This is a genomic window from Allosphingosinicella sp. (genome assembly GCF_059502505.1).
Genome location: NZ_JCACEU010000014.1, coordinates 88,795 through 111,155 on the forward strand (window position 1 = coordinate 88,795; position 22,361 = coordinate 111,155).

At 66.9% G+C, this 22,361-nt stretch carries 30 protein-coding genes; 15 read left to right on the forward strand and 15 right to left on the reverse strand.

The annotated features are described in order from the left end of the window. Positions 1 to 55: 55 nt before the first annotated feature. Complete coding sequence (gene gltX, locus AC5JBD_RS02570) at positions 56 to 1,390, reverse strand: glutamate--tRNA ligase (protein WP_495720196.1); 1,335 nt, start codon at positions 1,388 to 1,390, stop codon at positions 56 to 58. Positions 1,391 to 1,492: 102 nt separating this feature from the next. Between gltX and AC5JBD_RS02575 the strand changes: the two genes are divergently transcribed. The 4 genes from AC5JBD_RS02575 to AC5JBD_RS02590 all read left to right on the forward strand — a co-directional run bounded on the left by AC5JBD_RS02575 (position 1,493) and on the right by AC5JBD_RS02590 (position 3,582). After that, positions 1,493 to 2,428, forward strand: a complete 936-nt coding sequence (locus tag AC5JBD_RS02575; protein WP_495720197.1) for a ribose-phosphate pyrophosphokinase — start codon at positions 1,493 to 1,495, stop codon at positions 2,426 to 2,428. Positions 2,429 to 2,555: 127 nt separating this feature from the next. Further along, positions 2,556 to 2,759 (forward strand): 50S ribosomal protein L35, encoded by a 204-nt coding sequence (rpmI, locus tag AC5JBD_RS02580; RefSeq protein ID WP_295372802.1) that lies wholly within the window; start codon positions 2,556 to 2,558, stop codon positions 2,757 to 2,759. 12 nt (positions 2,760 to 2,771) lie between these two features. After that, on the forward strand, positions 2,772 to 3,137 hold the full coding sequence (gene rplT / locus AC5JBD_RS02585) for a 50S ribosomal protein L20 (protein ID WP_495720198.1): 366 nt from the start codon (positions 2,772 to 2,774) through the stop codon (positions 3,135 to 3,137). A gap of 148 nt (positions 3,138 to 3,285) precedes the next feature. Next, positions 3,286 to 3,582, forward strand: a complete 297-nt coding sequence (locus AC5JBD_RS02590) for a hypothetical protein (protein ID WP_495720199.1) — start codon at positions 3,286 to 3,288, stop codon at positions 3,580 to 3,582. 6 nt (positions 3,583 to 3,588) lie between these two features. On the opposite strand, the gene AC5JBD_RS02595 is transcribed toward AC5JBD_RS02590, so the two are convergent. Further along, positions 3,589 to 4,299, reverse strand: coding sequence for an SIMPL domain-containing protein (locus AC5JBD_RS02595; RefSeq protein WP_495720200.1), 711 nt, complete (start codon positions 4,297 to 4,299; stop codon positions 3,589 to 3,591). A 117-nt stretch (positions 4,300 to 4,416) separates the two neighbouring features. Here AC5JBD_RS02595 and AC5JBD_RS02600 point away from each other — a divergent pair, with 117 nt between their 5' ends. Then, positions 4,417 to 5,055, forward strand: coding sequence for a YbhB/YbcL family Raf kinase inhibitor-like protein (locus AC5JBD_RS02600; RefSeq protein WP_495720201.1), 639 nt, complete (start codon positions 4,417 to 4,419; stop codon positions 5,053 to 5,055). Positions 5,056 to 5,215: 160 nt separating this feature from the next. Next, positions 5,216 to 5,680, forward strand: a complete 465-nt coding sequence (locus AC5JBD_RS02605) for a cytidine deaminase (RefSeq protein WP_495720202.1) — start codon at positions 5,216 to 5,218, stop codon at positions 5,678 to 5,680. Between the two features lie 92 nt (positions 5,681 to 5,772). On the opposite strand, the gene AC5JBD_RS02610 is transcribed toward AC5JBD_RS02605, so the two are convergent. After that, entirely contained in the window at positions 5,773 to 5,958 is a 186-nt protein-coding gene (locus AC5JBD_RS02610) for a PspC domain-containing protein (protein WP_495720203.1), read from the reverse strand. Between the two features lie 491 nt (positions 5,959 to 6,449). Here AC5JBD_RS02610 and AC5JBD_RS02615 point away from each other — a divergent pair, with 491 nt between their 5' ends. From AC5JBD_RS02615 to AC5JBD_RS02625, 3 genes are read left to right on the forward strand one after another with little or no spacing between them, the layout of a single operon-like run. After that, positions 6,450 to 6,737 carry a TFIIB-type zinc ribbon-containing protein gene (locus tag AC5JBD_RS02615; RefSeq protein WP_495720204.1) on the forward strand — a complete coding sequence of 96 codons (288 nt, stop codon included), beginning with the start codon at positions 6,450 to 6,452 and terminating at the stop codon, positions 6,735 to 6,737. A gap of 51 nt (positions 6,738 to 6,788) precedes the next feature. Beyond that, complete coding sequence (locus AC5JBD_RS02620) at positions 6,789 to 7,037, forward strand: hypothetical protein (RefSeq protein ID WP_495720205.1); 249 nt, start codon at positions 6,789 to 6,791, stop codon at positions 7,035 to 7,037. Further along, positions 7,006 to 7,443 (forward strand): DUF488 domain-containing protein, encoded by a 438-nt coding sequence (locus tag AC5JBD_RS02625; RefSeq protein ID WP_495720206.1) that lies wholly within the window; start codon positions 7,006 to 7,008, stop codon positions 7,441 to 7,443. The genes AC5JBD_RS02620 and AC5JBD_RS02625 overlap by 32 nt, the downstream gene beginning before the upstream one ends. Here the strand turns inward: AC5JBD_RS02625 and AC5JBD_RS02630 are convergent. The 6 genes from AC5JBD_RS02630 to AC5JBD_RS02655 form a co-directional block, all read right to left on the reverse strand. Next, complete coding sequence (locus tag AC5JBD_RS02630) at positions 7,440 to 8,198, reverse strand: Crp/Fnr family transcriptional regulator (RefSeq protein ID WP_495720207.1); 759 nt, start codon at positions 8,196 to 8,198, stop codon at positions 7,440 to 7,442. The genes AC5JBD_RS02625 and AC5JBD_RS02630 overlap by 4 nt on opposite strands. Next, positions 8,188 to 8,547 (reverse strand): Mpo1-like protein, encoded by a 360-nt coding sequence (locus AC5JBD_RS02635; protein WP_495720208.1) that lies wholly within the window; start codon positions 8,545 to 8,547, stop codon positions 8,188 to 8,190. Before AC5JBD_RS02635 ends, AC5JBD_RS02630 begins: the two co-directional genes overlap by 11 nt. Beyond that, entirely contained in the window at positions 8,534 to 8,971 is a 438-nt protein-coding gene (locus AC5JBD_RS02640; protein WP_495720209.1) for a hypothetical protein, read from the reverse strand. The genes AC5JBD_RS02635 and AC5JBD_RS02640 overlap by 14 nt, the downstream gene beginning before the upstream one ends. A 57-nt stretch (positions 8,972 to 9,028) precedes the next feature. After that, positions 9,029 to 9,886 (reverse strand): SDR family oxidoreductase, encoded by an 858-nt coding sequence (locus AC5JBD_RS02645; RefSeq protein WP_495720210.1) that lies wholly within the window; start codon positions 9,884 to 9,886, stop codon positions 9,029 to 9,031. Positions 9,887 to 9,891: 5 nt separating this feature from the next. Then, positions 9,892 to 10,113, reverse strand: a complete 222-nt coding sequence (locus tag AC5JBD_RS02650; protein ID WP_495720211.1) for a hypothetical protein — start codon at positions 10,111 to 10,113, stop codon at positions 9,892 to 9,894. A gap of 186 nt (positions 10,114 to 10,299) precedes the next feature. Next, the gene (locus AC5JBD_RS02655; protein WP_495720212.1) at positions 10,300 to 10,608 is read right to left on the reverse strand and encodes a hypothetical protein; all 309 of its coding nucleotides are present in this window, start codon (positions 10,606 to 10,608) and stop codon (positions 10,300 to 10,302) included. A gap of 106 nt (positions 10,609 to 10,714) precedes the next feature. Between AC5JBD_RS02655 and AC5JBD_RS02660 the strand changes: the two genes are divergently transcribed. Further along, complete coding sequence (locus tag AC5JBD_RS02660; RefSeq protein ID WP_495720213.1) at positions 10,715 to 12,532, forward strand: ABCB family ABC transporter ATP-binding protein/permease; 1,818 nt, start codon at positions 10,715 to 10,717, stop codon at positions 12,530 to 12,532. A gap of 4 nt (positions 12,533 to 12,536) precedes the next feature. Here the strand turns inward: AC5JBD_RS02660 and AC5JBD_RS02665 are convergent, their stop codons facing one another. Beyond that, positions 12,537 to 13,463: a hypothetical protein gene (locus AC5JBD_RS02665; protein WP_495720214.1), complete on the reverse strand. Its 927-nt coding sequence runs from the start codon at positions 13,461 to 13,463 to the stop codon at positions 12,537 to 12,539. 146 nt (positions 13,464 to 13,609) lie between these two features. Here AC5JBD_RS02665 and recQ point away from each other — a divergent pair, with 146 nt between their 5' ends. Together recQ and AC5JBD_RS02675 are read left to right on the forward strand one after the other, a co-directional pair. Beyond that, positions 13,610 to 15,373, forward strand: a complete 1,764-nt coding sequence (recQ, locus tag AC5JBD_RS02670; protein WP_495720215.1) for a DNA helicase RecQ — start codon at positions 13,610 to 13,612, stop codon at positions 15,371 to 15,373. After that, positions 15,370 to 15,777 (forward strand): protein tyrosine phosphatase family protein, encoded by a 408-nt coding sequence (locus tag AC5JBD_RS02675; protein ID WP_495720216.1) that lies wholly within the window; start codon positions 15,370 to 15,372, stop codon positions 15,775 to 15,777. Before recQ ends, AC5JBD_RS02675 begins: the two co-directional genes overlap by 4 nt. Here the strand turns inward: AC5JBD_RS02675 and AC5JBD_RS02680 are convergent. Genes AC5JBD_RS02680 through tldD form a run of 3 tightly spaced genes read right to left on the reverse strand, consistent with a single transcriptional unit; the run spans position 15,768 to position 17,943 of the window. Continuing rightward, positions 15,768 to 15,974 (reverse strand): putative signal transducing protein, encoded by a 207-nt coding sequence (locus AC5JBD_RS02680; protein WP_495720217.1) that lies wholly within the window; start codon positions 15,972 to 15,974, stop codon positions 15,768 to 15,770. The genes AC5JBD_RS02675 and AC5JBD_RS02680 overlap by 10 nt on opposite strands. Continuing rightward, the gene (locus tag AC5JBD_RS02685; RefSeq protein ID WP_495720218.1) at positions 15,974 to 16,513 is read right to left on the reverse strand and encodes a DUF924 family protein; all 540 of its coding nucleotides are present in this window, start codon (positions 16,511 to 16,513) and stop codon (positions 15,974 to 15,976) included. The genes AC5JBD_RS02680 and AC5JBD_RS02685 overlap by 1 nt, the downstream gene beginning before the upstream one ends. Beyond that, a complete protein-coding gene (gene tldD / locus AC5JBD_RS02690) occupies positions 16,513 to 17,943 on the reverse strand; it encodes a metalloprotease TldD (RefSeq protein WP_495720219.1) in 1,431 nt (476 codons plus the stop codon). The genes AC5JBD_RS02685 and tldD overlap by 1 nt, the downstream gene beginning before the upstream one ends. 59 nt (positions 17,944 to 18,002) lie before the next feature. Between tldD and AC5JBD_RS02695 the strand changes: the two genes are divergently transcribed. Next, positions 18,003 to 18,464 (forward strand): NUDIX domain-containing protein, encoded by a 462-nt coding sequence (locus tag AC5JBD_RS02695; protein ID WP_495720220.1) that lies wholly within the window; start codon positions 18,003 to 18,005, stop codon positions 18,462 to 18,464. A gap of 1 nt (position 18,465) precedes the next feature. Here the strand turns inward: AC5JBD_RS02695 and AC5JBD_RS02700 are convergent, their stop codons facing one another. Continuing rightward, positions 18,466 to 18,675, reverse strand: a complete 210-nt coding sequence (locus AC5JBD_RS02700; RefSeq protein WP_495720221.1) for a zinc-finger domain-containing protein — start codon at positions 18,673 to 18,675, stop codon at positions 18,466 to 18,468. Positions 18,676 to 18,946: 271 nt separating this feature from the next. On the opposite strand from AC5JBD_RS02700, the gene AC5JBD_RS02705 reads away from it, so the two are divergent. Then, a complete protein-coding gene (locus AC5JBD_RS02705; RefSeq protein ID WP_495720222.1) occupies positions 18,947 to 19,876 on the forward strand; it encodes an ABC transporter ATP-binding protein in 930 nt (309 codons plus the stop codon). After that, complete coding sequence (gene nadB, locus AC5JBD_RS02710) at positions 19,869 to 21,449, forward strand: L-aspartate oxidase (protein WP_495720223.1); 1,581 nt, start codon at positions 19,869 to 19,871, stop codon at positions 21,447 to 21,449. Before AC5JBD_RS02705 ends, nadB begins: the two co-directional genes overlap by 8 nt. Here nadB and AC5JBD_RS02715 read toward each other — a convergent pair. Then, entirely contained in the window at positions 21,446 to 22,309 is an 864-nt protein-coding gene (locus AC5JBD_RS02715) for an alpha/beta fold hydrolase (protein ID WP_495720224.1), read from the reverse strand. The genes nadB and AC5JBD_RS02715 overlap by 4 nt on opposite strands. Between the last annotated feature and the right edge of the window lie 52 nt (positions 22,310 to 22,361).

Genomic DNA, 22,361 nt, shown 5'->3' on the forward strand with positions numbered 1-22,361 from the left:
AAAATATCCTTTTTGGCTTCTGCTGAAGATTTCTGCGAGTTGAGACGCTTACTGATCAGCCCGCCGCGTTGCGCAAACGAGTAACGCTTCCTTCCCGTCCGATCAGCGGGAGGAGCGCCGCCATTTCGGGGCCGCTGTCACGGCCGGTCAGCGCACGGCGAAGCGGCAGGAAGAGCGACTTGCCTCCGCGGCCGGTGCTGGCCTTGAGCGCCGCCGTGAGCGCCGCCCATGGCCCGGTGCTCCAGTCGATCCGCTCGGCCTCGTCCGCCGCCTGGCGCAGGAAGGCGCGGTCTTCCTCCGCCGCCTCCGCAGCGACCGGACCTTCGAGGATGTGCCACCAGTCGGCCGCTTCGGCGACGCTCTTGAGGTTCGGCCGGATCGCCTCCCAAGCCTCCGCATTCATCCCCGCCGGCAGCCGCTTCGCGACAGTGTCGAACGGAAGCTGGTGGACGACACGCGCATTGAGGCCGGTCAATTCGTCCATGTCGAACCGCGCCGGCGCACGGCCAAAAGACGAGAAGTCAAACGTCTCGACCAGCGGCTTGACGCTGGTCACCGGCTCGACCGGCAGACTGGTGCCGATGCGGGCCAGCTTGGCGAGCAACGCAATCGCCTCGATGCCGGCGTCCTTCATCGCCTCCACGCCCAGGGAGCCAAGCCGCTTCGACAGCTTGCCCTCCGATCCCACCAGCAAGGCTTCATGCGCAAAGGCGGGCGGCGCTGCCCCCAGGGCCTCGAACATCTGGATCTGCAGCGTCGTATTGGTGACATGATCCTCGCCGCGCACGACGTGGGTCACGGCCATGTCGATGTCGTCTACCGCGCTTGGCAGCATGTAGAGCCAGCTGCCGTCCTCGCGCCGCACCACCGGATCCGACAGCAAGGCCGGGTCGATATGCTGAGGCCCGCGGATGAGGTCGTTCCACTCGATCCCAGCCGCATGATCGAGCTTGAAGCGCCAGTGCGGCCGCCGCCCCTCGGCCTCCAGCCGCGCCCGGTCCGCCTCGCTCAGTTGCAGCGCCGCGCGGTCGTAGACCGGCGGCTTGCCGCGGCCGAGCAGCACCTTGCGCTTGAGGTCGAGCTCCTGCGCCGTCTCATAGGCGGGATAGACGCGGCCCATCTCCCGCAGGCGCTCCAATGCAGCCTGGTAGCGGCCGAAGCGCTCCGACTGGCGATGCTCCTCGTCCGGCGTCAGCCCGAGCCAGTCCAGATCGTGCCGGATCGCCTCGGCAAACGCCTCGGTCGAGCGTTCCCGATCGGTGTCGTCGAGGCGAAGGATAAACCGCCCTTCGTGCCGCCGCGCCCACAGCCAATTGTGGAGCGCCGTGCGGATGTTGCCGACATGGATCCGCCCGGTCGGGGAGGGCGCGAAGCGGGTGACGACATTCATGCCGCGCGTCTAGGCAAGGCCGCAGGCTCGGGCAACGCCCTTGCCTTCGCGCCGCCCGGGCTTCAGAGGCGGCACGAGCGCGCTGATCCAGGATAGTTTCCCATGAAGCTGATGTCGGGCAATTCGAACCTGCCGCTGGTGAAGGCGATCGCCGGCTATCTCGAGATGCCGGTGACCGAAGTCAGCGTCCGCCGCTTCGCCGACGAGGAGATCTTCGTCGAGATCCACGAAAATGTCCGCGGCGAGGACGTGTTCGTGGTCCAGTCGACCTCCTATCCGGCCAACGACAATCTGATGGAGCTGCTGATCTGCATCGACGCGCTGAAGCGCGCATCGGCCAAGCGGATCACCGCGGTGCTGCCCTATTTCGGCTATGCGCGGCAGGACCGGAAGCCCGGGCCGCGCACGCCGATCTCGGCGAAGCTGGTCGCGAACCTCATCACCGTCGCCGGCGCCAACCGGGTGCTTTCGGTCGATCTGCATGCCGGGCAGATCCAGGGCTTCTTCGACATCCCCACCGACAATCTCTACGGCGCCCCGGTGATGGCGGCGGACATCCAGGCCCGCTTCACCGGCCGCAACATCACCGTCGTCTCGCCGGACGTCGGCGGCGTCGCCCGCGCCCGCGCACTTGCCAAGCGGCTCAACAACGCACCGCTTGCGATCGTCGACAAGAGGCGGGAGCGGCCCGGCGAATCCGAGGTGATGAACATCATCGGCGATGTCTCCGGCCGCTTCTGCATCCTGGCCGACGACATGGTCGATTCCGCCGGCACGCTCTGCAACGCCGCCGCCGCGCTCAAGGAAGGCGGTGCCGAGGATGTCGTCGCTTATTGCACCCACGGCATCCTCTCGGGCGGCGCCGTAACGCGCGTCGACAATTCGGTGCTGCGCGAACTGGTCATCACGGACTCGATCGCCGCCTACGAAGCCGCCGCCGCAACCGACAAGATCCGCATCCTCACGATCGCGCCCCTGCTCGCCGAAGCGATCCGCCGCATCGCCGACGAAAGCTCCGTCTCCAGCCTGTTCGACTGACTTGCCTTCGACAGCTTCCGTCCGTATAGGCACCCGCTTTCCAGCTTTGGAAGAACTGAACCGCCCGGCTCACGAGGGCTGCCGTGGCTGTTCCTAAACGTCCGCTCGAAGCGGCAAGGAGACGAAAATGCCCAAGCTCAAGACCAAGAGCGGTGTGAAGAAGCGCTTCAAGCTCACCGCGACCGGCAAGATCAAGCACGGCGTCGCCGGCAAGCGGCACCGCCTGATCAGCCACAATGCCAAGTATATCCGCCAGAACCGCGGCACCACCGTGCTCGCCGAGGCCGACACGGCCCGCGTGAAGCTGTGGGCGCCCTACGGCCTGAAGTAAGGAGATACTGACATGGCACGTGTGAAACGCGGGACGACCACCAAGACCCGTCATAAGAGATTGCTGGATCAGGCGAAGGGCTATTACGGCCGTCGCAAGAATACGATCCGTATCGCCCGTCAGGCCGTCGAAAAGGCCGGGCAATACGCCTATCGCGACCGCAAGGTGAAGAAGCGGAGCTTCCGCGCCCTGTGGATCCAGCGCATCAACGCCGCGGTTCGCGCCGAGGGGCTGACCTACGGCCAGTTCATGCACGGCCTGAAGCTCGCCGGCGTCGATCTCGACCGGAAGGTCCTTGCCGACATTGCGATGCACGAGGGCGATGCCTTCAAGGGCATCGTCGCGCAGGCTCGCGGAGCGCTTCCGGCCCAGGCCTGACGCTCAGCGGATCGAAGACAAAGGCGCGGAAGGGACCTCTCTTCCGCGCCTTTTCTTTTGCCTTCGAGAACGGCTCCTGAGCCGTTCCGAGCCCACACTGGCGGTTCGGGCGTTGAATCCCTATATTCCGCGTGTGAGGAACAAGGCGATGAGACCGCTCCATCTGACCATAGTGGCGGGTGCCGCGCTGGGTGTGGCGCTCGCTTTCGGCGCGTTCGGTGCCTTTACGCCGGCCGAAGCCCAGCCGCAGGGCGCCAAGCAGGCTGCTGCGAAGACACCCGACAATTTCCCCTACGAGATCGTCAACGGCAAGCGCGTGCCCCGCGGCAAGCGCATAACCGCCGCCGACGGTTCGTGGCGCGAGGATATCAGCGACGGCCCCTGCTCGACCGTCAAGGAGCTGACCAAGTCGGGCGAATATCGCGAAGTGCGCAAGTGCGACTGAGCTGAGCTATTTCGGCGCCAGCGCGAAGTCGGCCCGCACCCGCACCTCGCTCGTCGTCATTCCAGCCCGCACCGGGGGCGCAACCGTCTGCGCCGCCGCCTCGACGCGCACGATCGGCGGCGGCTCGTAATAGCCCGGCGGTCCATCGCCGGAGTCACGGATGACCAGCACCCGGGCGACCTTCAGTCCCGCCGCCTCGGCATAGGTCTCCGCCCGCGCCCGGGCGGCCTTGTAGGCCTGCGGATAGGCCGATCGGTTCGCCGCCTCCGGATCGGAAATGGCGAGGTTGGGTCCTGACAGGACGTTCGCGCCCGCTCCAGTCGCCGCGGCAATCGCCTCGCCCGCCTTGGCCATGTCGCGGACCCGCACCTCGATCATGTTGTTTGCCTGGAAGCGGCCCCGCTCCGGTCCGTAGTCGATCCGGGACATGCCGATCTGCCGGGTCTGGAGGTCGTCCGGCTTGATGCCGAGTTGCTCGAGCGCGGCCGTCACCTGGTTCATCTTCTGGTTGTTGGAGTTGCTCGCCGCGGCAGCGCTGGCGGCGATCGTCTGCACGCCGGCGGTGAAGCGCGCCTCGTCCGGCCGCGTATCGGCTCGCCCGCTCGCCGCCACCTGCAACAGCACCTCGTCCGGGCCGACGCCGCGTGGATCGGGCGTCCTTTCCCCGCACCCGAAGAGAGCGAGCGACAAAGGTGCAGCCAACATCATGATACGCATGGACTTCTCCTCTCCCACGTAGAATGCAATGTTATACTGTCACTCGCAAGAGCGGAATTGCTTCGGCTCCGCAACGGGAGCAAGGTCGGCGCGTTCTGGGCCTGAGGAGCGGCGCCGATGCTGGAACATGTCCCCCAATGGCTCGGGCAGGCGATGCGCGGACTGCGCGCCGGCGCGGACAAATTGTGCATCGCGCAGATCGAGCTGGGGGCGGGCTTCACGTCCATCGAGCTGTCTAGCCCGGCCTTTGCGGACGGCGCGCGCCTGCCGCCGCGCTTCACCGCCGACGGCGAGGGCGTCTCGCCGCCGCTCGTCTGGGGCAAGCTCCCGGACGGCACCGAGAGCCTCGCGCTGATCGTGGAGGATCCCGATGCGCCGACGCCCGCTCCACTGGTCCACGCGATCGTCTGGGGGATCGGCGCGGATGAGCAACGCCTTGCGGAGGGCGCCATTCGCGCTGACGGCGAGGTCGAACTGAACGGCTCCGACGTCGGCCGGAACAGCTATTTTCTCGAAGGCTGGTTGCCGCCCGACCCGCCGACGGGCCATGGCGACCATCATTATGCCTTCCAGCTCTTCGCGCTCGCCGGCGCGCCCAACCCGGGAGCCAATCCGCGGCGCTCGGCGCTGGTCCGCGCCATGGCGGGGCACGTCCTTGCGGCAGGCTTGCTCACCGGCACCTATTCGCGCGGCGAGCCCGCCGAAGTGGGTCGCGCCGGCGCGATCCGTGCATCCTCAGTGCGCGGAGCCGGGTGACGTCATGACGGAGGCTCCCGGCAACGGACGATCCGACATGGTCGCACGGGCTGCGCTGATCATCGCCTGTATCGCGCTCGCGGTGGCGATCCTCGGACTGTTCCTCCCGATCTGACACGGCGGCTTGCCGCCACCGGGCAGGCGGTTTAGCGCCGCCGCGATGACCAGCCAGTCCCATCCCCTCGTCGAGCGAGCGCGCGAGGCCGCGCTCAAGGCATACGCGCCGTATTCAGGCTACAGCGTGGGCTGTGCGGTCGAATCCGCCGACGGCGAGATCGTCGTCGGCGCAAACATGGAGAATGCCTGCTACCGGCTCGGCATCTGCGCGGAGATTTCTGCGCTCACCGCAGCCCGCCAGGCATTCGGCCTGGACAAGGTCGCACGGATTGCAGTCGCAGGAGGGCATGTCGGCGATGGCGCGCTGGCGGGCGCCGGATTGGTCACGCCGTGCGGCGGCTGCCGCCAATCCATCCTGGAGGCGGCGCATCTTGCCGGCGTCGATGTCGAAGTGATCGCTGCCAATGGCGACGGCACGGAGGTGAGGGTGCTGAAGATTTCCGAGCTGATCCCGCTCGGCTTCGGACCGGCAAACCTTGTCGATGCGGAGCGCGGCGGTCCCGCCTAGCGCCTGGAGGGCGGCTTGCCCGGGGGCGCAGCGAGCAGCATCTGCAGCCGCATCATGCAGATGCGATAGAGGCTCCGGCGCATCGCCTTCTCTCAGCGCTGGGGAGCGATGAAGCCGGTAACGAGATAGAGCAGGATCATCACCGGGGCGAGAAAGAGGCTGGTCGCCACGACGCCGAGGCGGACGATCAGCGGATCGATGCCGCTCCAGTTGGCGAAGCCCGAGCAGACGCCCATCAGCCTGGCGTTGCTCTTGTCGAGAAGGAAACGGTCGTTCATCCCTTTAACTCCTGAAGAGAGGGCCGGCCCCTCAGATGAACTGAGAGACCGGGCCGACGGCGGCGGAAACGAAGATCGTGGAGGCGAGGACCGCACCGACGATCGAGGCGAGGAGCTGCTGGGCATTGGCGAGATTGAAGGTCATTTTGGTCTTCCCTGAACTTGCCGTCGAACCATTTCGCGGCATGCCAGAGGTTTTGCAGAGAGCGTGCCAAGTGGTGAAAAGCGCACAAAACTGCCGTTCTCGTGGCGAGAGCTGAGCTACGGCTGAACAAGGACACAGAATTCCCGGGATTTTCTACCAACAGTTGGTGGTAAAATTCGCCAGATTGTCCGCTGCGTCCGTTTCCGGACGAAATTACCCCTTCCGAAGCTTGATCTAGTTGCCGGGGATCGTGCACCCCCAATTGCCAGTCGCCGGCATGTCCCCTTTCGCCTCCGACCATTGGACCCTAACTGAGAAGGGTCCCCCGAGTCCGAAGGAGCCCCGAATGGCCGAACAGATGCTGTGCCCCGTCGACAAGACGCCGCTGGTGATGAGCGAGCGGCAGAATATCGAGATCGATTATTGCCCGACCTGCAGGGGCGTGTGGCTGGACCGGGGCGAGCTCGACAAGATCATCGAGCGCAGTGCCGGGGCCGGTGCGCCGCCCCGCGCCTCCGACCCGCCCCATGGCGGCCACGCACCGCGTCCTGGCTTCGGCGGCGGCTACGGTTCGGGCTACGATCAGCCCTACCGTAAGCGGAAGAAGTCGTTCCTGGAGGAAATCTTCGATTGAGCCGAAAGGCTTAACGGTTCGGCAACCGCAGCGGGCTTAACGCCATGCCTGATGTCGAGCCTGTCCTTCCGCCTCGCCAAAGCTCTCACCGACAGCCGCAAGCTGCGCTGGCGCCCGATCAATCGGGAACAGGTGCTCGCGCGCCTGCTGGTGAAGCGCGCCGAAGCGCGGCAGGCCGGCCTAGAGGATCTGGAAGAGCGCCTGCGCCAGCAGATCCGCTGGTCGCTGCCGATGCATCGGCCGGCCGAAGATGATACGGCCGCCGACGATGAAGCGGACGCTGTTCACAATCGGCTATGAAGGCAAGACGGTCGAGGAGCTGCTCGACCAGCTTGATGCGTCCGGTGTGAAGCTGCTGATCGACGTTCGGGCCGTCGCCGCCTCGCGCCGCCCCGGTTTCTCTAAAACCGCCTTGGCAGGCGCACTCAGGGAGCGCGGCATCGACTATCTGCACCTGCGGCCGCTCGGCACGCCCAAGGCGGGTCGCGAGGCTGCTCGTAAGGGTCGGATCGCGGAGATGCACGCCATCTTCGAGGATCAGTTGGGGACGCCGGAGGCGGAGCTTGCCATGGAGAAGGCCAAGTTGGCGGCACTGGAGCGGCCGAGCGCCCTGCTCTGCTTCGAGGCGGATGTGGGCCACTGCCACCGTGCAGTCGTCGCCGAGCGCATGGCCGCGGCCGAAGGGTTTGAGATCAAAGATCTCTAGCGCGGCCGCCGCTCGAGGTAGAGATATTCCGGGGTGAATTCGGCGATGCGCTGAAGCCGCTCCCAATCCTGGATAAGGACCTCGCCGCCGCGGAAGGTGACCAGCTCCTCGTCCCGAAGGCGCTTCAGCATGCGGTTGACGTGGACTGAGGTGAGACCGGTCGCGTCGGCGAGGTCGACCTGGGTGAGCGGGAGGGCGAACCGCCTGTCCTTCGAGAGGCCGACCAGCTCGAGCCGCACGTGCAGCTCGCAGATGAGGTGGGCGATGCGCGCCACAGCCGTGCGCCGGCCTACCGACAGGATGTGCTCGCGGTGAATGGCGGCATCGAGCAAGGTGGAGAACCACAGCATGCGGGCGAGATGCGGATAATCTTCCGTGATCTTTCGCAGCGCTTCGTGCGGCACGAGCGCCACCCTGACCGCGGTTAGCGAACCGACATTATGCTCGAGCCGCTTCAGCAGGAACCCGTGCAGGTCGAGGAAATCGCCGGGGACGTGCAGCTCCATGATCTGGCGCTGCCCGTCGGCGAGATCCTTATAGCGAGCGATGACGCCCTCGATCAGTAAGGTGGAGTTGCTCAGCGTGACGCCGGCCCTCACGATCGTCTTGGCCGCGGGGATCGTCTTCACCTCGCTGACCGAGGATCGCAGCACCCGCTCCTCGTCGGGGCCGACGAGATCGCGGGCGCGCAGCTTCATGAGCAGCCGGTCCATGCCCGTCTCATCGCCGGCGAAGGCGAGCGGCTCAGTCGCCATGGGAGCGTTCAGCGTTCTTCTCGAAGCGGACGCCCGCAGCGGCGAGCTCTTTGTCGATCCCGCCGGTCAGCCACAGCCACCACATCCTGAAATCGGCGCCGAGCGACCAGAGAGGGTAAGTGAAGGTTGCCGGACGATTGCGTTCGATCATCGCGTGACTCGCCCAGGCGAAGGCATAGCCTGCTATCGGCATCGCCAGCAGCAGCCACCAATTGCCGGTGACGAGCGCCGCCAGGGCGATGACCACGACTAGGCTCGTGCCGGCATAGTGGAAGGCGCGGGTGCGCGGTCGCGAATGCTCGCGCAGGTAGAAGGGCCAGAACTCCGCGAAATCCCTATAGCGCTGCATCGCGCGCCTCCGGTGCGTCTGGCGCGGCGCGGTCCCGGCGGCGAACGAGGTGGTTCGCAACCAGGCCGCCGAGAAGGGGCGCTACGATGGCGGAGACCTGCATCCAGACCGGGTGCGGGATGACGAAGATGTTGGTCAGCGCGCCTATCGCGATCAGCACGGCGATGGTCCAGGCGGCCCAGTCACGTCCCGCGATGGCTTTGGCGACCGCAGCCCCAGCGAGCCCGCCGCCAAACCAGGCGGCGACGACGAACAGCTTGGCCGCAAGGGGAATGGTAGGGAAGACGCGGGCGATCTGCTCCGGATCATTGAGGTCGATGTCGGCCGGATACGGGTAGAGCGCGTGGCCCAGCGCCTGCACGGCCATGACCGTCAGGACCGCGACGACGATGCCGGCAACAATGCCCAAAATGCTGCGGATCATCTGCGCCCCCTGATCATCGGAGGGCGCAGCATAGCAGCTTCCGCGCGTGCAGCGAGTCTAGCCGTTGACGATCGTCCCACCATTGGGATGCAGCACCTGGCCCGACATGTAGCTCGAATCCTCGCAGGCGAGGAAGAGGAAGCTCGGCGCCACCTCATTAGGCTGACCGGGCCGCCCCATCGGCACATCTTTGCCGAAGTCCTTCAACTTTTCCGGCGGTTGGCCGCCGAACGGGTTGAGCGGCGTCCAGATCGGACCCGGCGCCACCGCATTCACGCGGATGCCCTCCTCGACCAGGCTCTCCGAAAGCGAACGGGTGAAGGCCGTGATCGCCCCCTTGGTCGCGGCATAATCGAGCAGGATCGGCGCACCCTTGTACATCGTCACCGATGTGCAGTTGATGATCGCCGCCCCTTTCTTGAGGTGCTGGCGCGCGGCCTGAACCATGAAGAAATAGCCGAAGATGTTGGTCTGGAAGGTCCGCTTCAGCTGCTCCTCGGTGATGTCCCGGATATCCTTGTCGGGATGCTGCTCGGCGGCATTGTTGACGAGGATGTCGAGCTTTCCGAGCTTCTCCACCGTCTCCGCAACGGCACGCTCGCAGAAATCCTTGTCGCCGACGTCGCCGGCGATGGTGATCGCCTTGCGGCCCTCCTTCTCGACGATCTCCTTGGTCTTGGCGGCATCGTCATGCTCGCACAGGTATAGGATCGCGACGTCGGCACCCTCGCGTGCATAAAGCGCCGCCACCGCGCGGCCGATACCGCTGTCGGCGCCGGTGATCAGGGCGACCCTTCCTTTCAGCCGATCCGAGCCGGGATAGCGCGGCTGCCATTCCGGCTTCGGCTCGAGTTCGCTTTCGTGGCCGGGGAGCTGGTCCTCGTGAACCATTTCGAGGGTTTCGGTGTCGCTCATCTCATTCACTCCTTGGCCGCGATGCCGGCGCCTTCGCGGCCGAATTCCTCGATCGTCGCCTTGTTCTGCGCGTCCTGACTCGGCTTCTTCAGCTCCATCGCGTTAGGCGCGCTCGCCTGGCCGATCGTGTCGGAGTTGCGGCTGCCGTCGCGGGGATCGTCGGACATCTGGTTGTTCTGGTTCTCCGAGCGCTCGCTGCGGTCCATATTGTGCTGGTTCTTGCTCATCAGGGGTCTCCGGAATTTCGCTTGCCCGCCAAGGGGCTCACGAGAGAGAACAGCCTTGCGCCACGGCGGTTCCGGCAATCCGAGACCAGCGGTTGGTCGATATAAGAGCCGATGCATCGAGCCCCACGCGCGCACGCGGCGGGGCGCGCCGGCAAGGCGCAGTTGCACCAATATTTTTGAAATTGCCTAGCTGCGCAGGCGGCGCGGATCGAGGTAGCGGGCGCGCTGGATGCGCGGCTTGCCCTGCACGTCTTCCGGGCCGGGCCGCTCGACTTCGTCGGCCCAGACCTTGCCGGCAGCCTGGGTGTCGGCACGCTGGCACTGGGCGACGACCACCGGGAAAGCGGCGTCGACATGGTTCATCAGCGCGCCTTCGCTGGCTTGGTTGCAGGCATCGACGCTTTCATAGGAGGAGCCGGCGGTGGTGATCTGCTGGCACGCGGTCTCGCCTTCGCCGCAGCCCAGGATCGCAAGAACGTAAAATGCCGGCCCCATTCGCCCTACTCCACTACTGGAAGGCTAAACCCCTGAAAGGTTAACGCGTTCCCCGCTGAGTCGCCTTAACTTGGTTCAGGCCTGTCGCATCATTATCTAGACCAAGATGGTTTCCCCTGCGACGGACACGACAGACCAGCCTGAGCCGGGCTGGGCGGCGATGCGCCGCTTCCTGCCCTATCTGTGGCCAGCCGGCGAAAAGGCGCTGAAGGCGCGAGTCGTCATCGCCTTGCTGCTGGTGCTCGTCGCCAAGGGCGCGACTTTGGTCATGCCGTTCGCCTACAAGGCGGTGATCGACCGCATGGCGGCAGGGCTGGAGGCTGCCGTCGCGCTCGCCATCGCGCTGGTCGTCGCTTATGCGGCCGCGCGCTTTGCCGGCGTGCTGTTCGACAATCTGCGCAACGCGATCTTCGAGCGGGTCGGACAGGATGCGACGCGGCGGCTGGCGGAGAATGTCTTCCGCCACGTCCATGCGCTGTCGCTCCGCTTCCACCTCGAGCGGCGCACCGGCTCCCTCACCAAGATCGTCGAGCGCGGCACCAAGAGCATCGATACGATGCTCTATTTCCTGCTGTTCAACATCGCGCCGACGATCATCGAACTGGCCGCGATCTGCATCATCTTCGGCGTCAAGTTCGGACCGGGGCTGGTGGTCGCGACGCTGGTGATGGTGGTCGTCTACATCTGGTTCACCCGCACCATCACGGACTGGCGCGCCAAGCTCCGGCGCGAGATGAACGAGGTCGACAACCAGACCATCGCGCGGGCCGTAGACTCGCTGCTCAACTACGAGACCGTCAAATATTTCACCGCCGAGGAGCGCGAGGCGCGCCGCTACGGCGAGGCGCTGCACCGCTACCAGGAAAGCGCGATCAAGAACGAGACGTCGCTGGCCTGGCTCAACATCGGCCAGTCGCTGATCACCAATTTGATGATGGCGGGGGCCATGGCCTACACCGTCTGGGGCTGGAGCCGCGGCGATTTCACCGCCGGCGACGTGGTGCTGGTCAACACATTACTCGCCCAGCTCTTCCGGCCGCTCGACATGCTCGGCTTCGTCTACCGCAACATCCGCCAGGGCCTGATCGACATGGAGCAGATGTTCGGCGTGATCGACACGCCCGCCGAGGTGCGGGACCGCCCCGGCGCTCCGGACCTGCGCGTGACGGCAGGCCATGTCCGGCTGGAGGACGTGCATTTCGGCTACGAGGCCGAGCGGGAGATCCTGAAGGGCATCGACCTCGAAGTGCGGTCGGGGACGATGACGGCGATCGTCGGCCCCTCCGGCGCCGGCAAGTCGACCCTCTCGCGCCTCCTCTTCCGCTTCTACGAGCCGACCTCCGGCCGCATCACCATCGACGGGCAAGACATTTGCGCGGTCACCCAACATAGCCTGAGGGCCGCGCTCGGCATCGTCCCGCAGGACACCGTCCTGTTCAACGACACGATCGGCTACAATATCGGCTACGGCCGCGAAGGCGCGAGCCAGGGCGAGATCGAAGGCGCCGCCAGGGGCGCCGCCATCCACGACTTCATCATGAGCCTACCCAATGGCTATGACGCCGAGGTCGGCGAACGCGGCCTCAAGCTTTCGGGTGGTGAGAAGCAGCGCGTCGCCATCGCCCGCACTCTCTTGAAGGATCCGCCGATCCTGATCCTCGACGAGGCGACCAGCGCCCTCGACAGCCGCACCGAGGCGGCAATCCAGGAGACGCTGAAATCGGCGGAGCGGGGGCGGACCAGCATCGTCATCGCCCACCGCCTCTCGACGGTCGTGGATGCAGACCAGATCGTCGTGCTCGACCAGGGACGCGTCGCCGAACGCGGCACCCACGCCCAGCTGCTGCGCAAGGGGGGTCTCTACGCCGAAATGTGGACGCGCCAGCAGACCGAGCGTGAGGAAGCGGCCGAAGCGGCTGAGTAAAGTCTCAGGCGCAGGTCAGCCTGATCCGACGCGCCTTCTTGTCGAACACGATCGAAGAGCAACGCTGGAGCTGATCCGCTCCCAGCCAGAGCCGGTCGCGGCTGATGTTGCGCTTCCGCCGGCCGGTGACGACGATTTCGTCGGGATCGCCGCCCTGCTCTCGGATCGTGCCGGCATTGCCGAAGTCGGCGGTGCGGACGTCGAGTGCCGTGATCGAAAGCGGCCCGACCTGAAGCGGCCTTTCGAGCTGCAAGGCGCGGACCGGGCGGCGAATGCCGTAGGCGATCGGCAGGGAGCGCGTCTCGCCGCCGATCCGGCCGTCATGGGAAGCCGCGATCCGCACGCCCGCGCCCGCCGTGGCGAGCGTGTGCGGATGATAGGGATTGAAGCGGACGCGCAGCGGCTGGCCGCCGACCTGGATCATCGCATAAAGACCTCCCCAGCCGCCGAGCATTCCGCCCTCGTCGACCAAAGGCAACGCCACCGTCCGCTCTCCCGGCAGCGACGGCCGCAGCACGAATCGGATCACCGGTTGGCGCAGGGCGCCCGGGCCAAGAGTCGCGTCGGCGCCCTCGAAGAAGGGACGCTCGGTCCACCCAACCCGCCGTTTCAACGGCGGCGCATTATCGACGCCGATCCGCGCCACCGCAGTGACCCCGCGCACCTCCTGTGGCCCGACGAGATTGACGAACGCGAACGGCCCAGGCTTGAGACGAGCACGATTGGCGTAACCCGTGTTGAGTAGCGGCATGGCGAAGGCCGCCGGATCGATCCGGGCGCGGCCCGGAACGCCGCCGACATTGACGGGAACGATGCCGTTGCCGCTCACCACATATTCGGCCGCGCCGCGACTGAGCTGGGCCACCGCCGCGGCTCCCGAGGCAAACAGCAAGACCAGGACGGCAGCTCGCACCGGTCTCCGCTCGAACATCGTCGCCCGCTCCTTTATCGCCGAAATTACCGAAGATTGCGGCGGCACAGTGGCACCAGGAGGAGAGGATTGTGTTCTTCTTATGTTCACGTTAACCGGTGAGGATGCGACTCGCGGCGGCTCTCCGGCATGATTACGGAAGCGCGGTGACTGACCCGCTCCTGATTCTCCGTGAGACGTTCGGCTTCCATGACTTTCGCGGCGTGCAGCGAGAGGTCGTCTATCGCGTGATGGCCGGTGAGCACACGCTTGCGGTGATGCCGACGGGCGCGGGCAAGTCGCTTTGTTATCAGGTGCCGGCGCTGGCACGGGAAGGCACAGCCCTCGTCATCTCGCCGCTGATCGCGCTGATGCATGATCAGATCCGCTCGGCCGAGGGCTTCGGCATCCGTGCGGCGGCGCTCACCTCCGCGGACGACAATCGCGAGGAGACGGTGGCGCGGCTGCGGCGCGGTGACCTCGATCTGCTCTACGTCGCGCCGGAGCGCGCGTCTGGCGAAGGCTTCCAGAACCTGCTCGCGCGCCTGCCGCTTTCCCTGATCGCGATCGACGAAGCCCATTGCGTCAGCGAATGGGGACACGATTTCCGCCCCGACTACCGGCTGCTGCGGCCCTTGCTCGATCGCTTCCCGAACGTGCCTCGCCTGGCGCTAACTGCCACTGCGGATCACCAGACTCGGGCCGACATCCTCGTCCAGCTCGGCATCCCCGAGGACGGCCTCATCCTCGCCGGCTTCGACCGGCCGAACATCCGATACCATATTCGCCCGCGCGACGGGATTTCAGCGCAACTCAAGGCGCTGCTGGCCGAGCAGCCCGGCCCGGGCATCGTCTATGCCACCAGCCGCGACGCGACCGAACGCCTCGCTGAGCAACTCGGCGGCGCCGGACGTCAAGTGCTGCCTTATCATGCCGGGCTGGAGCCACGGGTGCGAGCGCGCAACCAGGCGGCGTTCGTTGCCTCGGAAGACATGGTGATGGTCGCGACCATCGCCTTCGGCATGGGCATTGACAAGCCGGACGTGCGCTTCGTCGCCCATGCCGGTCTGCCCAAATCGATCGAAGCTTATTATCAGGAGACCGGCCGCGCCGGACGCGACGGCGACCCCGCCGAGGCGCATCTCCTCTGGGGCGCCGAGGATTTCTCGCGTGCCCGACGCCGGATCGAGACGGAAGTGCCCGACGACCGCCGTGCCGGCGAGCGGCAGCGTCTCAACGCGCTGGCCTCGCTCGTGGAGACGGCGGGCTGCCGCCGCGCGATTCTGCTCAGCCATTTCGGGGAGCAGCCGCCCGAGCGTTGCGGCAATTGCGACAATTGCCTGGCGCCGCCGAGCGCGGTCGACGCGACCGAGGTGGCGAGGAAGCTGCTCTCGGCCGCGTTCCGCACCGAGATGCGGTTCGGGATCGGCCATTTGTCCGATGTCCTGGCGGGCAAGGAGACCGACAAGATCCACAATTTCGGCCATCATCGCCTGTCGGTGTTCGGCATCGCAACCGATGAGGACATGGCGCTGGTGAAGCCGGTCGCCCGCGCGCTGCTCGCGCGCGATGCGCTGCGTGCGGACGAATTTGGCGGCCTCTCCTTCGGGCCTGCGGCCCGCGCACTGCTGAAGGGCGAGGACCGGCTCGAGCTGGTCCTGCCGCCGAAGCGCCAGCGCCGGGCGCGCAAGGAGCGCTTCACCAGTCCCGAAGATCCCTTATTCGAGGCGCTGCGCGCCCGCCGCCGCGATCTTTCCAAGGAGGCGGGCGTGCCGCCCTATGTCATCTTCCACGACAGCACCCTGCGCGAGATGGCGGAGCTGAAGCCCACCAGCCGCGCGGCGCTCAGCCGCATCTCCGGCGTCGGCGAAGCCAAGCTGGAGCGATACGGCGATGCCTTCATCGAAGTGCTGCAAGGGTTCGCAGCGTGAGACGGCTCGACGAGCAGACATGGGTGGCAGGGCAGATCGATCCCGACGATCTGCCGGCGATCAAGGCCGCTGGCGTGACGATGATCGTCAACAACCGGCCCGACGGCGAGGAGCCCGGGCAACCGGACGCCGCCGAAATCGAGGCGGCGGCCCGTGCGGCGGGGCTGAATTATCGCTTCGTGCCTGTCTCCTCGGGCTTCTCGGCCGATCAGATCCGGGCAATGGGTGAAGCGATCCACGCCGCCGACGGGCCGATGCTCGCCTTCTGCCGCTCCGGAACGCGCTCGACTTTCCTATGGGCGCTGGCCAGATCGCAGGAGGGCGATGCGGCGGAGGAGCTGATGCGCAAGGCCGCTTCGGCCGGCTACGACCTGAGGCCGATCGCCGCCTACCTTCAGCGCTGATCCTCGGCCAGGATGATCCGGGCCTTGTCGAGCTCGTCCTCGTCGACCATCAGACGGACAGGAATGGCGCCGTCCAGGCCGCCAAAGTTCATCTGGGTGTCGAAGACGTAGCTGTCGATCCCCTCGGCCGCGAGGACCGAGCGCATCACGTCCGCTTCGATGCTGGTGTAGCAGCGCCGGAGCTCGACCAGCGCCATCACCAGGGGACCACATCGCCGGCCGCGACTTCGTCGGGGCGGGGCGTGCGGCCGAGGATCGCATTGCGGTGCGGGAAGCGGGCGAAGCGCTCGATGACGTCATGGTGCTTCTTCGCGAAGCCGAGCTGATAATCGTCCCCGAGCGCGGTGAAGAGCGCGACCGAGCGCTGCTGGTCGTCGAGATCCTCGCTGTGCTGGAATGGCATGTAGAGGAAGCCGCGCCGCGGCTGCTCGAAGGCGTCGTCATAGCCGCGATCGATCGCGGACTTGGCGATCGCCAGCGCCATGTGATCGGTCGCGAACTGGTCGGCATGACCGCGGAACATGTTGCGGGGGAGCTGGTCGAACAGGATGATTGCCGCCAGGGTCTCCTCGGGCGAGCCGAGGAAGTCGGCGACCTGCCTTTGCCTCTGTGCCTCCCAGAGCTCGACGAAGCGCTCGCGGCAGCCTTCGTCCAGCTCCGGGTCGGCCTTCCACCATTGCTCCGGCTTCAGCCCGAACCAGAAGTCTAGGATCTCGCCGACCCAGGGCTCCGCCATCAGGCGGCGGTGCCGCCGACGGTGAGGCCTTCGATCAGCAGCGTCGGCTGGCCGACACCCGCCGGGACGGACTGGCCGCCCTTGCCGCAGATGCCGATGCCTTCGTCCAGCGCCATGTCGTTGCCGATCGCGGCGACGCGGGTGAGGACGGTGGGGCCGTCGCCGATCAGGGTCGCGCCCTTGATCGGGGCGCCGAGGCGGCCGTTCTCGATCTTGTAGGCTTCGGTGCAGGAGAAGACGAACTTGCCGCTGGTGATGTCCACCTGCCCCCCGCCGAAGCTCTTGGCGTAGATGCCGTTCTTTGCGCGGGCCAGGATCTCGCCTGGATCATCCTTGCCGCCGAGCATGAAGGTGTTGGTCATGCGCGGCATCGGCGCGTGGGCGAAGCTCTCGCGGCGGCCGTTGCCAGTCGGGGCGACGCCCATCAGCCGGGCGTTGAGGCGGTCGTGTATGTAGCCCTTGAGGATGCCGTCCTCGATCAGGGTCGTGCAGCCGGTCGGCGTCCCCTCGTCATCGATCGATAGCGAGCCGCGCCGCTCGCCGATCGAGCCGTCGTCGACCACGGTGACACCGGGCGCGGCGACGCGCTCGCCGATGCGGCCGGAGAAGGCCGAGGTGCCCTTGCGGTTGAAGTCGCCCTCGAGGCCGTGGCCGATCGCCTCGTGGAGCAGCACGCCTGGCCAGCCGGGGCCGCACACGACTGTCATCTCGCCAGCGGGCGCGGCGACCGCATCCAGGTTCACCAAGGCCTGGGCGAGCGCCATGTCGATCGCGCGGTTCCAGCTCTCCGGCTCGAACAGGCTGTCGTAGAGGCGGCGGCCGCCGAGGCCGTGATAGCCGGTCTCGCGGCGGCCGTTCTGCTCGACCACGATCTGGACGTTGAGGCGGACCAGCGGCCTGACGTCATGGGCGACGAAGCCGTCGGGGCGCACGATCTCGACCACGCTCCAGCTGCCGGCAAGCGACACCGAAACCTGCACGACGCGCGGATCGCGCGCCCGGGCGGCGGCGTCGATCTGCTGGCAGAGCGCGACCTTCCTGGCGAAGGGGATAGCGCTCAGCGGATCGGAGTCGGTGTAGAGGGTCGCGTTCGTGCGGCGCGGCGGCGCCGGCTTCGCGTCCTTGGCCGGGTCGAGCACGGTCATCGTCTCGGCCGCGCGGCGGATGGCGGCTTCGCTGAGCTCGTTGGCATGGGCGAAGGCGGTGGTCTCGCCCGAGACGCCGCGCAGGCCGAACCCTGCCTGGGTGTTGAAATCCGCCGTCTTCAGCCGCCCGTCGTCGAAGCCGAACGCCTCGGACGCGGTATATTGAAGGAACAGCTCGCCATCGTCGCAGCTCTTCAGCGCCTCGGCGGTGAGGCGTAGCGCCGCATCGGGATCGAGCCCGTCGGGGCGATAGAGGAAGCGGCGGGGATCGGAGAGCATGTTCATAGTGCCGATATAGGCACATGGATTGTCCGCACCAGCCCCGACCCCCTATCGGCTGGCACATGCGCGCCCTGATCCAGCTCGGATTCCGCCTCCGCCGCCTTCTCCTGGGCTGGCTCCGCATCCGCACGCGCGGCGTGAAGGTGATGCTGTTCAACGATAGCGAGGAATTGCTGCTGATCCGCCACAGCTACGGCAATCAGCGATTGTTCCTGTTGCCCGGCGGCGGCGTCGGCTGGCGGGAAACGCCGGAGGCGGCCGCGAAACGCGAGATCAGGGAGGAAGTGGGTGTCGGCGTCCGCGAGCTGGCGCTGGTGTCCGTCCACCGCAACGCCGCCGAGGGGAAACGCGACACCGTTCACCTCTTCAGGGCCAAGGCGGACGGCATTCCGGTCGCGGACGGTGTGGAAGTCGTGGAGGCCCGCTTCTTCCCGCTCGAGCGCCTTCCGGAAACGGTCTCGCCGGCGACGCTCCGCCGGATCGCCGAGCATCTCGGCGAGCGCCAGGCGGACGGCCGGTGGTGAGCTACGCCTCCGACTGCCCCCCATCGGCGGGACCGCCCTTCAGGATGAAGCGCTTGTCGCAATAGCCGCACTCGACGAAGCCCTTCTCGTCGATCTGCAGATAGACGCGGGGATGGCCGAGCGCGGGGCTGATGTCGGCCGCGCCGTCGCAGGCGACGCGCGGCGTCGTCACGTAGCTGATCTCGGGAACAAAGGGATCGTCGGCTTTCATCGTGCGCAGCGCTTAGCAACGTGCCGTGCCGCAGACAACTAGACGAGCGGCGCCCCCCCGGAGGCGATCAGCGCGATGAACGCAGCGCCGATCGCCGAAAGCCACAGGGCCCGGCGCGAGCGCGTTACGAGGTGCAGTTCGTGCCCGACCATGAGCGCCGCCTAGCCCGCGATCCTCAACCACCGCTTAGCGGCAAGGGTAAAGAATTGATTCGCCCTGCCGGGCCGCGGCCGCTTTGCGGCGTCCGGGGGAGCCGCTATGCGAGACGCCAATGTCCGAAGCCGCCATCCTCATCCGCGAACTCCAGAAAACCTATGCCGGCGGCAAGCGCGCGCTGGACGGGGTCAGCCTCGACGTGCCGCGCGGGCAGATCTTCGGGCTGCTGGGGCCCAACGGCGCCGGCAAGTCGACGATGATCAACATCCTGGCGGGCCTGGTGAACAAGACCAACGGGGCGGCCGAAATCTGGGGCTTCGACATCGACAAGCACCCGCGCAACGCCAAGGCGTCGATCGGAATCGTGCCCCAAGAGATCCTGTTTGATCCGTTCTTCACGCCGGCCGAGACGCTCGAGCTGCAAGCGGGCCTTTACGGCGTTCCCCCGGCGCAACGGCGGACGATGGAGCTGCTGCGCGCTGTCCATCTGGAAGACAAGGCGAACGCTTACTCGCGGACTCTTTCCGGGGGCATGAAGCGGCGGTTGCTGGTCGCCAAGGCGATGGTCCACTCGCCGCCCATCCTGGTGCTCGACGAGCCGACCGCGGGCGTGGACATCGAGCTTCGCCAGCAGCTCTGGGCCTATGTGCGTCAGCTCAATGCCGAAGGGGTGACGGTGGTCCTCACCACCCACTATTTGGAAGAGGCGGAGGAGCTGTGCGACCGCATCGCCATCATCAACCACGGCCGCCTGATCGCCAATGAGGCGACGCGGACGCTGGTCGGCATGGCGCAGGAAAAGGCGGTCGAGGTGACGGTGGATCGCGATCTCACCGCCGCGCCGGACGCGCCCTGCTTCGACAAGATCGAGCTGAAGGGCGAGCGCACCCTTGCCATCACCTACCGCAAGGATCGGGTGAATGCCGGCGACGTCCTAGCGGCGCTCCAGAAGGACGGCCTCGGCATCGTCGACGTCTCCACGCGCGAGGCCGACTTGGAGGACGTGTTCCTGAACCTCACCCGCGCGTCCAACGCCAGTGCCTGAACGCGCCTTCGACGTCGTCATCGTCGGCGCCGGGGCGGCCGGTCTGACGGCGGCGCTCAACTTGGCGGCGCGCTTCAAGGTGGCGGTGCTCGCCAAGGGCGAAGGCGCGACCGGTTGGGCGCAGGGGGGGATCGCCGCGGTGCTGGAGCCTGGCGACACGTTCGAGAGCCATGTCGAGGACACGATGGTCGCCGGCGCTGGCCTCAACAACCGCGCCACCGTCGAGTTCGTCGTCGGCCACGCCCCCGCCGCGATCGCGCGGCTGGCCGAGCTTGGGGTTCCCTTCAACGTCGCCGAAGGCAGCGACGGCTGGCATCTGACGCGCGAGGGCGGGCACAGCCACCGCCGTATCGTCCATGTCGACGACGCCACCGGTTGGGCGGTACAGCAGGCGCTCGAAAAGGCCGCCGCGGCCCACCCCAACATCACCGTCGTGCCTGACATGGTCGCAATTGACCTAGTCACCAGCCGCCACGGCGAAAGATACTCCGGCGACGGCCATGTCTGGGGCGTCTATGCCCTCAACCGCAGGCGCGCACGGGTCGAGACCTTCACCGCCCGCGCGACGATCCTCGCCACCGGCGGGGCCGGCCGCGTCTATCTCTTCTCGACCGCGCCGCGCGGCGCGACCGGCGACGGCATCGCCATGGCCTGGCGCGCGGGCTGCCGCATCTCGAACATGGAGTTCATGCAGTTCCACCCGACCTGCCTCTACAATTTCGAGGTCAAGAACTTTCTGATCACGGAGGCGGTGCGCGGCGAGGGCGGGCAGCTCAAGATCCCCGAAACCGGCCACCGCTTCATGCCGGATTTCGACGAGCGGGCGGAGCTGGCGCCGCGCGACGTGGTCGCGCGTGCGATCGATCATGAGATCAAGCGGCTCGGCCTCGATTACGTCCATCTCGACATAAGCCATCGGCCGGCCGAGTTCGTGACGTCGCACTTCCCGAACATCCACACGAAGCTGTTGGCGCTCGGCATCGACATCACCAAGGACCCGATCCCCGTCGTCCCCGCCCAGCATTATACCTGCGGCGGCGTGGTGATCGACCTCGACGGCCGCACCGACCTCCCCGGTCTCTATGCTGTCGGCGAGGTCAGCGACTCCGGCCTCCACGGCGCCAATCGCCTCGCCTCTAACTCTCTGCTCGAATGCTTCGTCTTCGGCGAAGCCGCGGCCAACCACATCACCGCCTGCTGGGACGACCTCCCTCCCCCGCCGCCGATCCGCGCCTGGGACGAAAGCCGCGTCACCGACTCGGACGAGGAGGTGGTCATCAAGCAGAACTGGACCGAGATCCGCCGCTTCATGTGGAATTATGTCGGCATCGTCCGCACCACCAAGCGCCTCGAGCGCGCCCAGCGCCGGATCAAGGTGCTGGCCGAGGAGGTGGAGGATTATTACGGCCAGTTCCGAGTGACGCCGGACCTTGTCGAGCTCAGGAACCTCCTCCAGAGCGCCGACCTCATCGTCCGCTCCGCGCTGCGGCGAAAGGAAAGCCGCGGCCTTCACTACACCACGGACTATCCCAAGAAGTTGGCGAAGGCGGTCGACACGGTGCTGACGCCCTAGCGGGCAAGGAACGTCTTCAGCGCCGCCCTGAACCGTGCCGGCTCGTCGTGCATGATCATGTGACCGCTGCCGTCCACGCGAACCAGCTTGGCGTCGCGCTTGCCCCGGTAGCCCGTCGCATAGCGGCTGCTCACTGCTCCCGCCGTTTCAGGGTCGGGCGCGGCATAGACGACTGTGAGCGGCGCCTGGATCCTGGGGAGCTCGGACGTGAGATCGGTGAGGGCGAGCTCGTGCGTGGCGCGGGCGACCACGTCGGAATCGCTGCGGCGGTCGGTCGGCTGGGTGCCGCCGAACATCTCGATTGCGGATTCCACAAGACGTCGGCCGCCGGGTGTGGCGGTCAGGCCCTTCAGCGCATCGGCAAGGCCGCGCACGCCCGCCGCCGAGGAGCCGACGAAGCCCGCGGGCTGCGGCAACATGTCGACTACCATCGCCTTGCCGACCAAAGTCGGATGCCGCGCCGCCACCATCAAGGCGACGGTGCCGCCCATCGAATGGCCGACGATGGCGGGCCGCTTCAGCCCCTTGGCGCGGATATATTGGGCGATCTCCTCGGCGACCGGCGCCACCACGTTGCCGTTGGCATTGCCCCGCGTAGGCTCACCCGCAAAGCCGGCGACCTGGACGAGATGGTAGCGATAGCCCGGCACGGCCGCGACCGTGCCGCTCCACACGTCGCGCGAGGCCGTGAGGCCGGGGATCAGTATGACGTCGGGACCGCTGCCCTTCACCACGACGGAGAAGCGCTTCGGAGCGAAAGCGGGAGCGGCCGCCTGCGTCGGGGCCGCCGTCCCACCCGTCGCAACGGTACCGAGAAGGGCCAGCGACAGCGCGCCTGCGAAAAGAGCCAATGATTTCATGGGGCGGGTCCTAACGGGCGCCGCTTGAACCGAAGCTGACGCCATTGCCCTC

Excerpts from the sequence above, each read along its gene's own strand:
- AC5JBD_RS02615 (WP_495720204.1), top strand. The coding sequence starts at position 6,450 with ATGGCCGAACAGATGCTGTGCCCCGTCGACAAGACGCCGCTGGTGATG.
- AC5JBD_RS02575 (WP_495720197.1), top strand. The coding sequence starts at position 1,493 with ATGAAGCTGATGTCGGGCAATTCGAACCTGCCGCTGGTGAAGGCGATC.
- AC5JBD_RS02600 (WP_495720201.1), top strand. The coding sequence starts at position 4,417 with ATGCTGGAACATGTCCCCCAATGGCTCGGGCAGGCGATGCGCGGACTG.
- AC5JBD_RS02630 (WP_495720207.1), bottom strand. The coding sequence starts at position 8,198 with ATGGCGACTGAGCCGCTCGCCTTCGCCGGCGATGAGACGGGCATGGAC.
- rplT (WP_495720198.1), top strand. The coding sequence starts at position 2,772 with ATGGCACGTGTGAAACGCGGGACGACCACCAAGACCCGTCATAAGAGA.
- AC5JBD_RS02665 (WP_495720214.1), bottom strand. The coding sequence starts at position 13,463 with ATGTTCGAGCGGAGACCGGTGCGAGCTGCCGTCCTGGTCTTGCTGTTT.
- rpmI (WP_295372802.1), top strand. The coding sequence starts at position 2,556 with ATGCCCAAGCTCAAGACCAAGAGCGGTGTGAAGAAGCGCTTCAAGCTC.
- AC5JBD_RS02625 (WP_495720206.1), top strand. The coding sequence starts at position 7,006 with ATGAAGCGGACGCTGTTCACAATCGGCTATGAAGGCAAGACGGTCGAG.
- AC5JBD_RS02705 (WP_495720222.1), top strand. The coding sequence starts at position 18,947 with ATGTCCGAAGCCGCCATCCTCATCCGCGAACTCCAGAAAACCTATGCC.
- AC5JBD_RS02650 (WP_495720211.1), bottom strand. The coding sequence starts at position 10,113 with ATGAGCAAGAACCAGCACAATATGGACCGCAGCGAGCGCTCGGAGAAC.
- AC5JBD_RS02610 (WP_495720203.1), bottom strand. The coding sequence starts at position 5,958 with ATGAACGACCGTTTCCTTCTCGACAAGAGCAACGCCAGGCTGATGGGC.
- AC5JBD_RS02605 (WP_495720202.1), top strand. The coding sequence starts at position 5,216 with ATGACCAGCCAGTCCCATCCCCTCGTCGAGCGAGCGCGCGAGGCCGCG.
- AC5JBD_RS02645 (WP_495720210.1), bottom strand. The coding sequence starts at position 9,886 with ATGAGCGACACCGAAACCCTCGAAATGGTTCACGAGGACCAGCTCCCC.
- AC5JBD_RS02695 (WP_495720220.1), top strand. The coding sequence starts at position 18,003 with ATGCGCGCCCTGATCCAGCTCGGATTCCGCCTCCGCCGCCTTCTCCTG.
- AC5JBD_RS02640 (WP_495720209.1), bottom strand. The coding sequence starts at position 8,971 with ATGATCCGCAGCATTTTGGGCATTGTTGCCGGCATCGTCGTCGCGGTC.
- AC5JBD_RS02620 (WP_495720205.1), top strand. The coding sequence starts at position 6,789 with ATGTCGAGCCTGTCCTTCCGCCTCGCCAAAGCTCTCACCGACAGCCGC.
- AC5JBD_RS02680 (WP_495720217.1), bottom strand. The coding sequence starts at position 15,974 with ATGGCGCTGGTCGAGCTCCGGCGCTGCTACACCAGCATCGAAGCGGAC.
- AC5JBD_RS02635 (WP_495720208.1), bottom strand. The coding sequence starts at position 8,547 with ATGCAGCGCTATAGGGATTTCGCGGAGTTCTGGCCCTTCTACCTGCGC.
- AC5JBD_RS02715 (WP_495720224.1), bottom strand. The coding sequence starts at position 22,309 with ATGAAATCATTGGCTCTTTTCGCAGGCGCGCTGTCGCTGGCCCTTCTC.
- AC5JBD_RS02655 (WP_495720212.1), bottom strand. The coding sequence starts at position 10,608 with ATGGGGCCGGCATTTTACGTTCTTGCGATCCTGGGCTGCGGCGAAGGC.
- AC5JBD_RS02660 (WP_495720213.1), top strand. The coding sequence starts at position 10,715 with ATGGTTTCCCCTGCGACGGACACGACAGACCAGCCTGAGCCGGGCTGG.
- tldD (WP_495720219.1), bottom strand. The coding sequence starts at position 17,943 with ATGAACATGCTCTCCGATCCCCGCCGCTTCCTCTATCGCCCCGACGGG.
- AC5JBD_RS02590 (WP_495720199.1), top strand. The coding sequence starts at position 3,286 with ATGAGACCGCTCCATCTGACCATAGTGGCGGGTGCCGCGCTGGGTGTG.
- AC5JBD_RS02700 (WP_495720221.1), bottom strand. The coding sequence starts at position 18,675 with ATGAAAGCCGACGATCCCTTTGTTCCCGAGATCAGCTACGTGACGACG.
- AC5JBD_RS02595 (WP_495720200.1), bottom strand. The coding sequence starts at position 4,299 with ATGCGTATCATGATGTTGGCTGCACCTTTGTCGCTCGCTCTCTTCGGG.
- AC5JBD_RS02685 (WP_495720218.1), bottom strand. The coding sequence starts at position 16,513 with ATGGCGGAGCCCTGGGTCGGCGAGATCCTAGACTTCTGGTTCGGGCTG.
- gltX (WP_495720196.1), bottom strand. The coding sequence starts at position 1,390 with ATGAATGTCGTCACCCGCTTCGCGCCCTCCCCGACCGGGCGGATCCAT.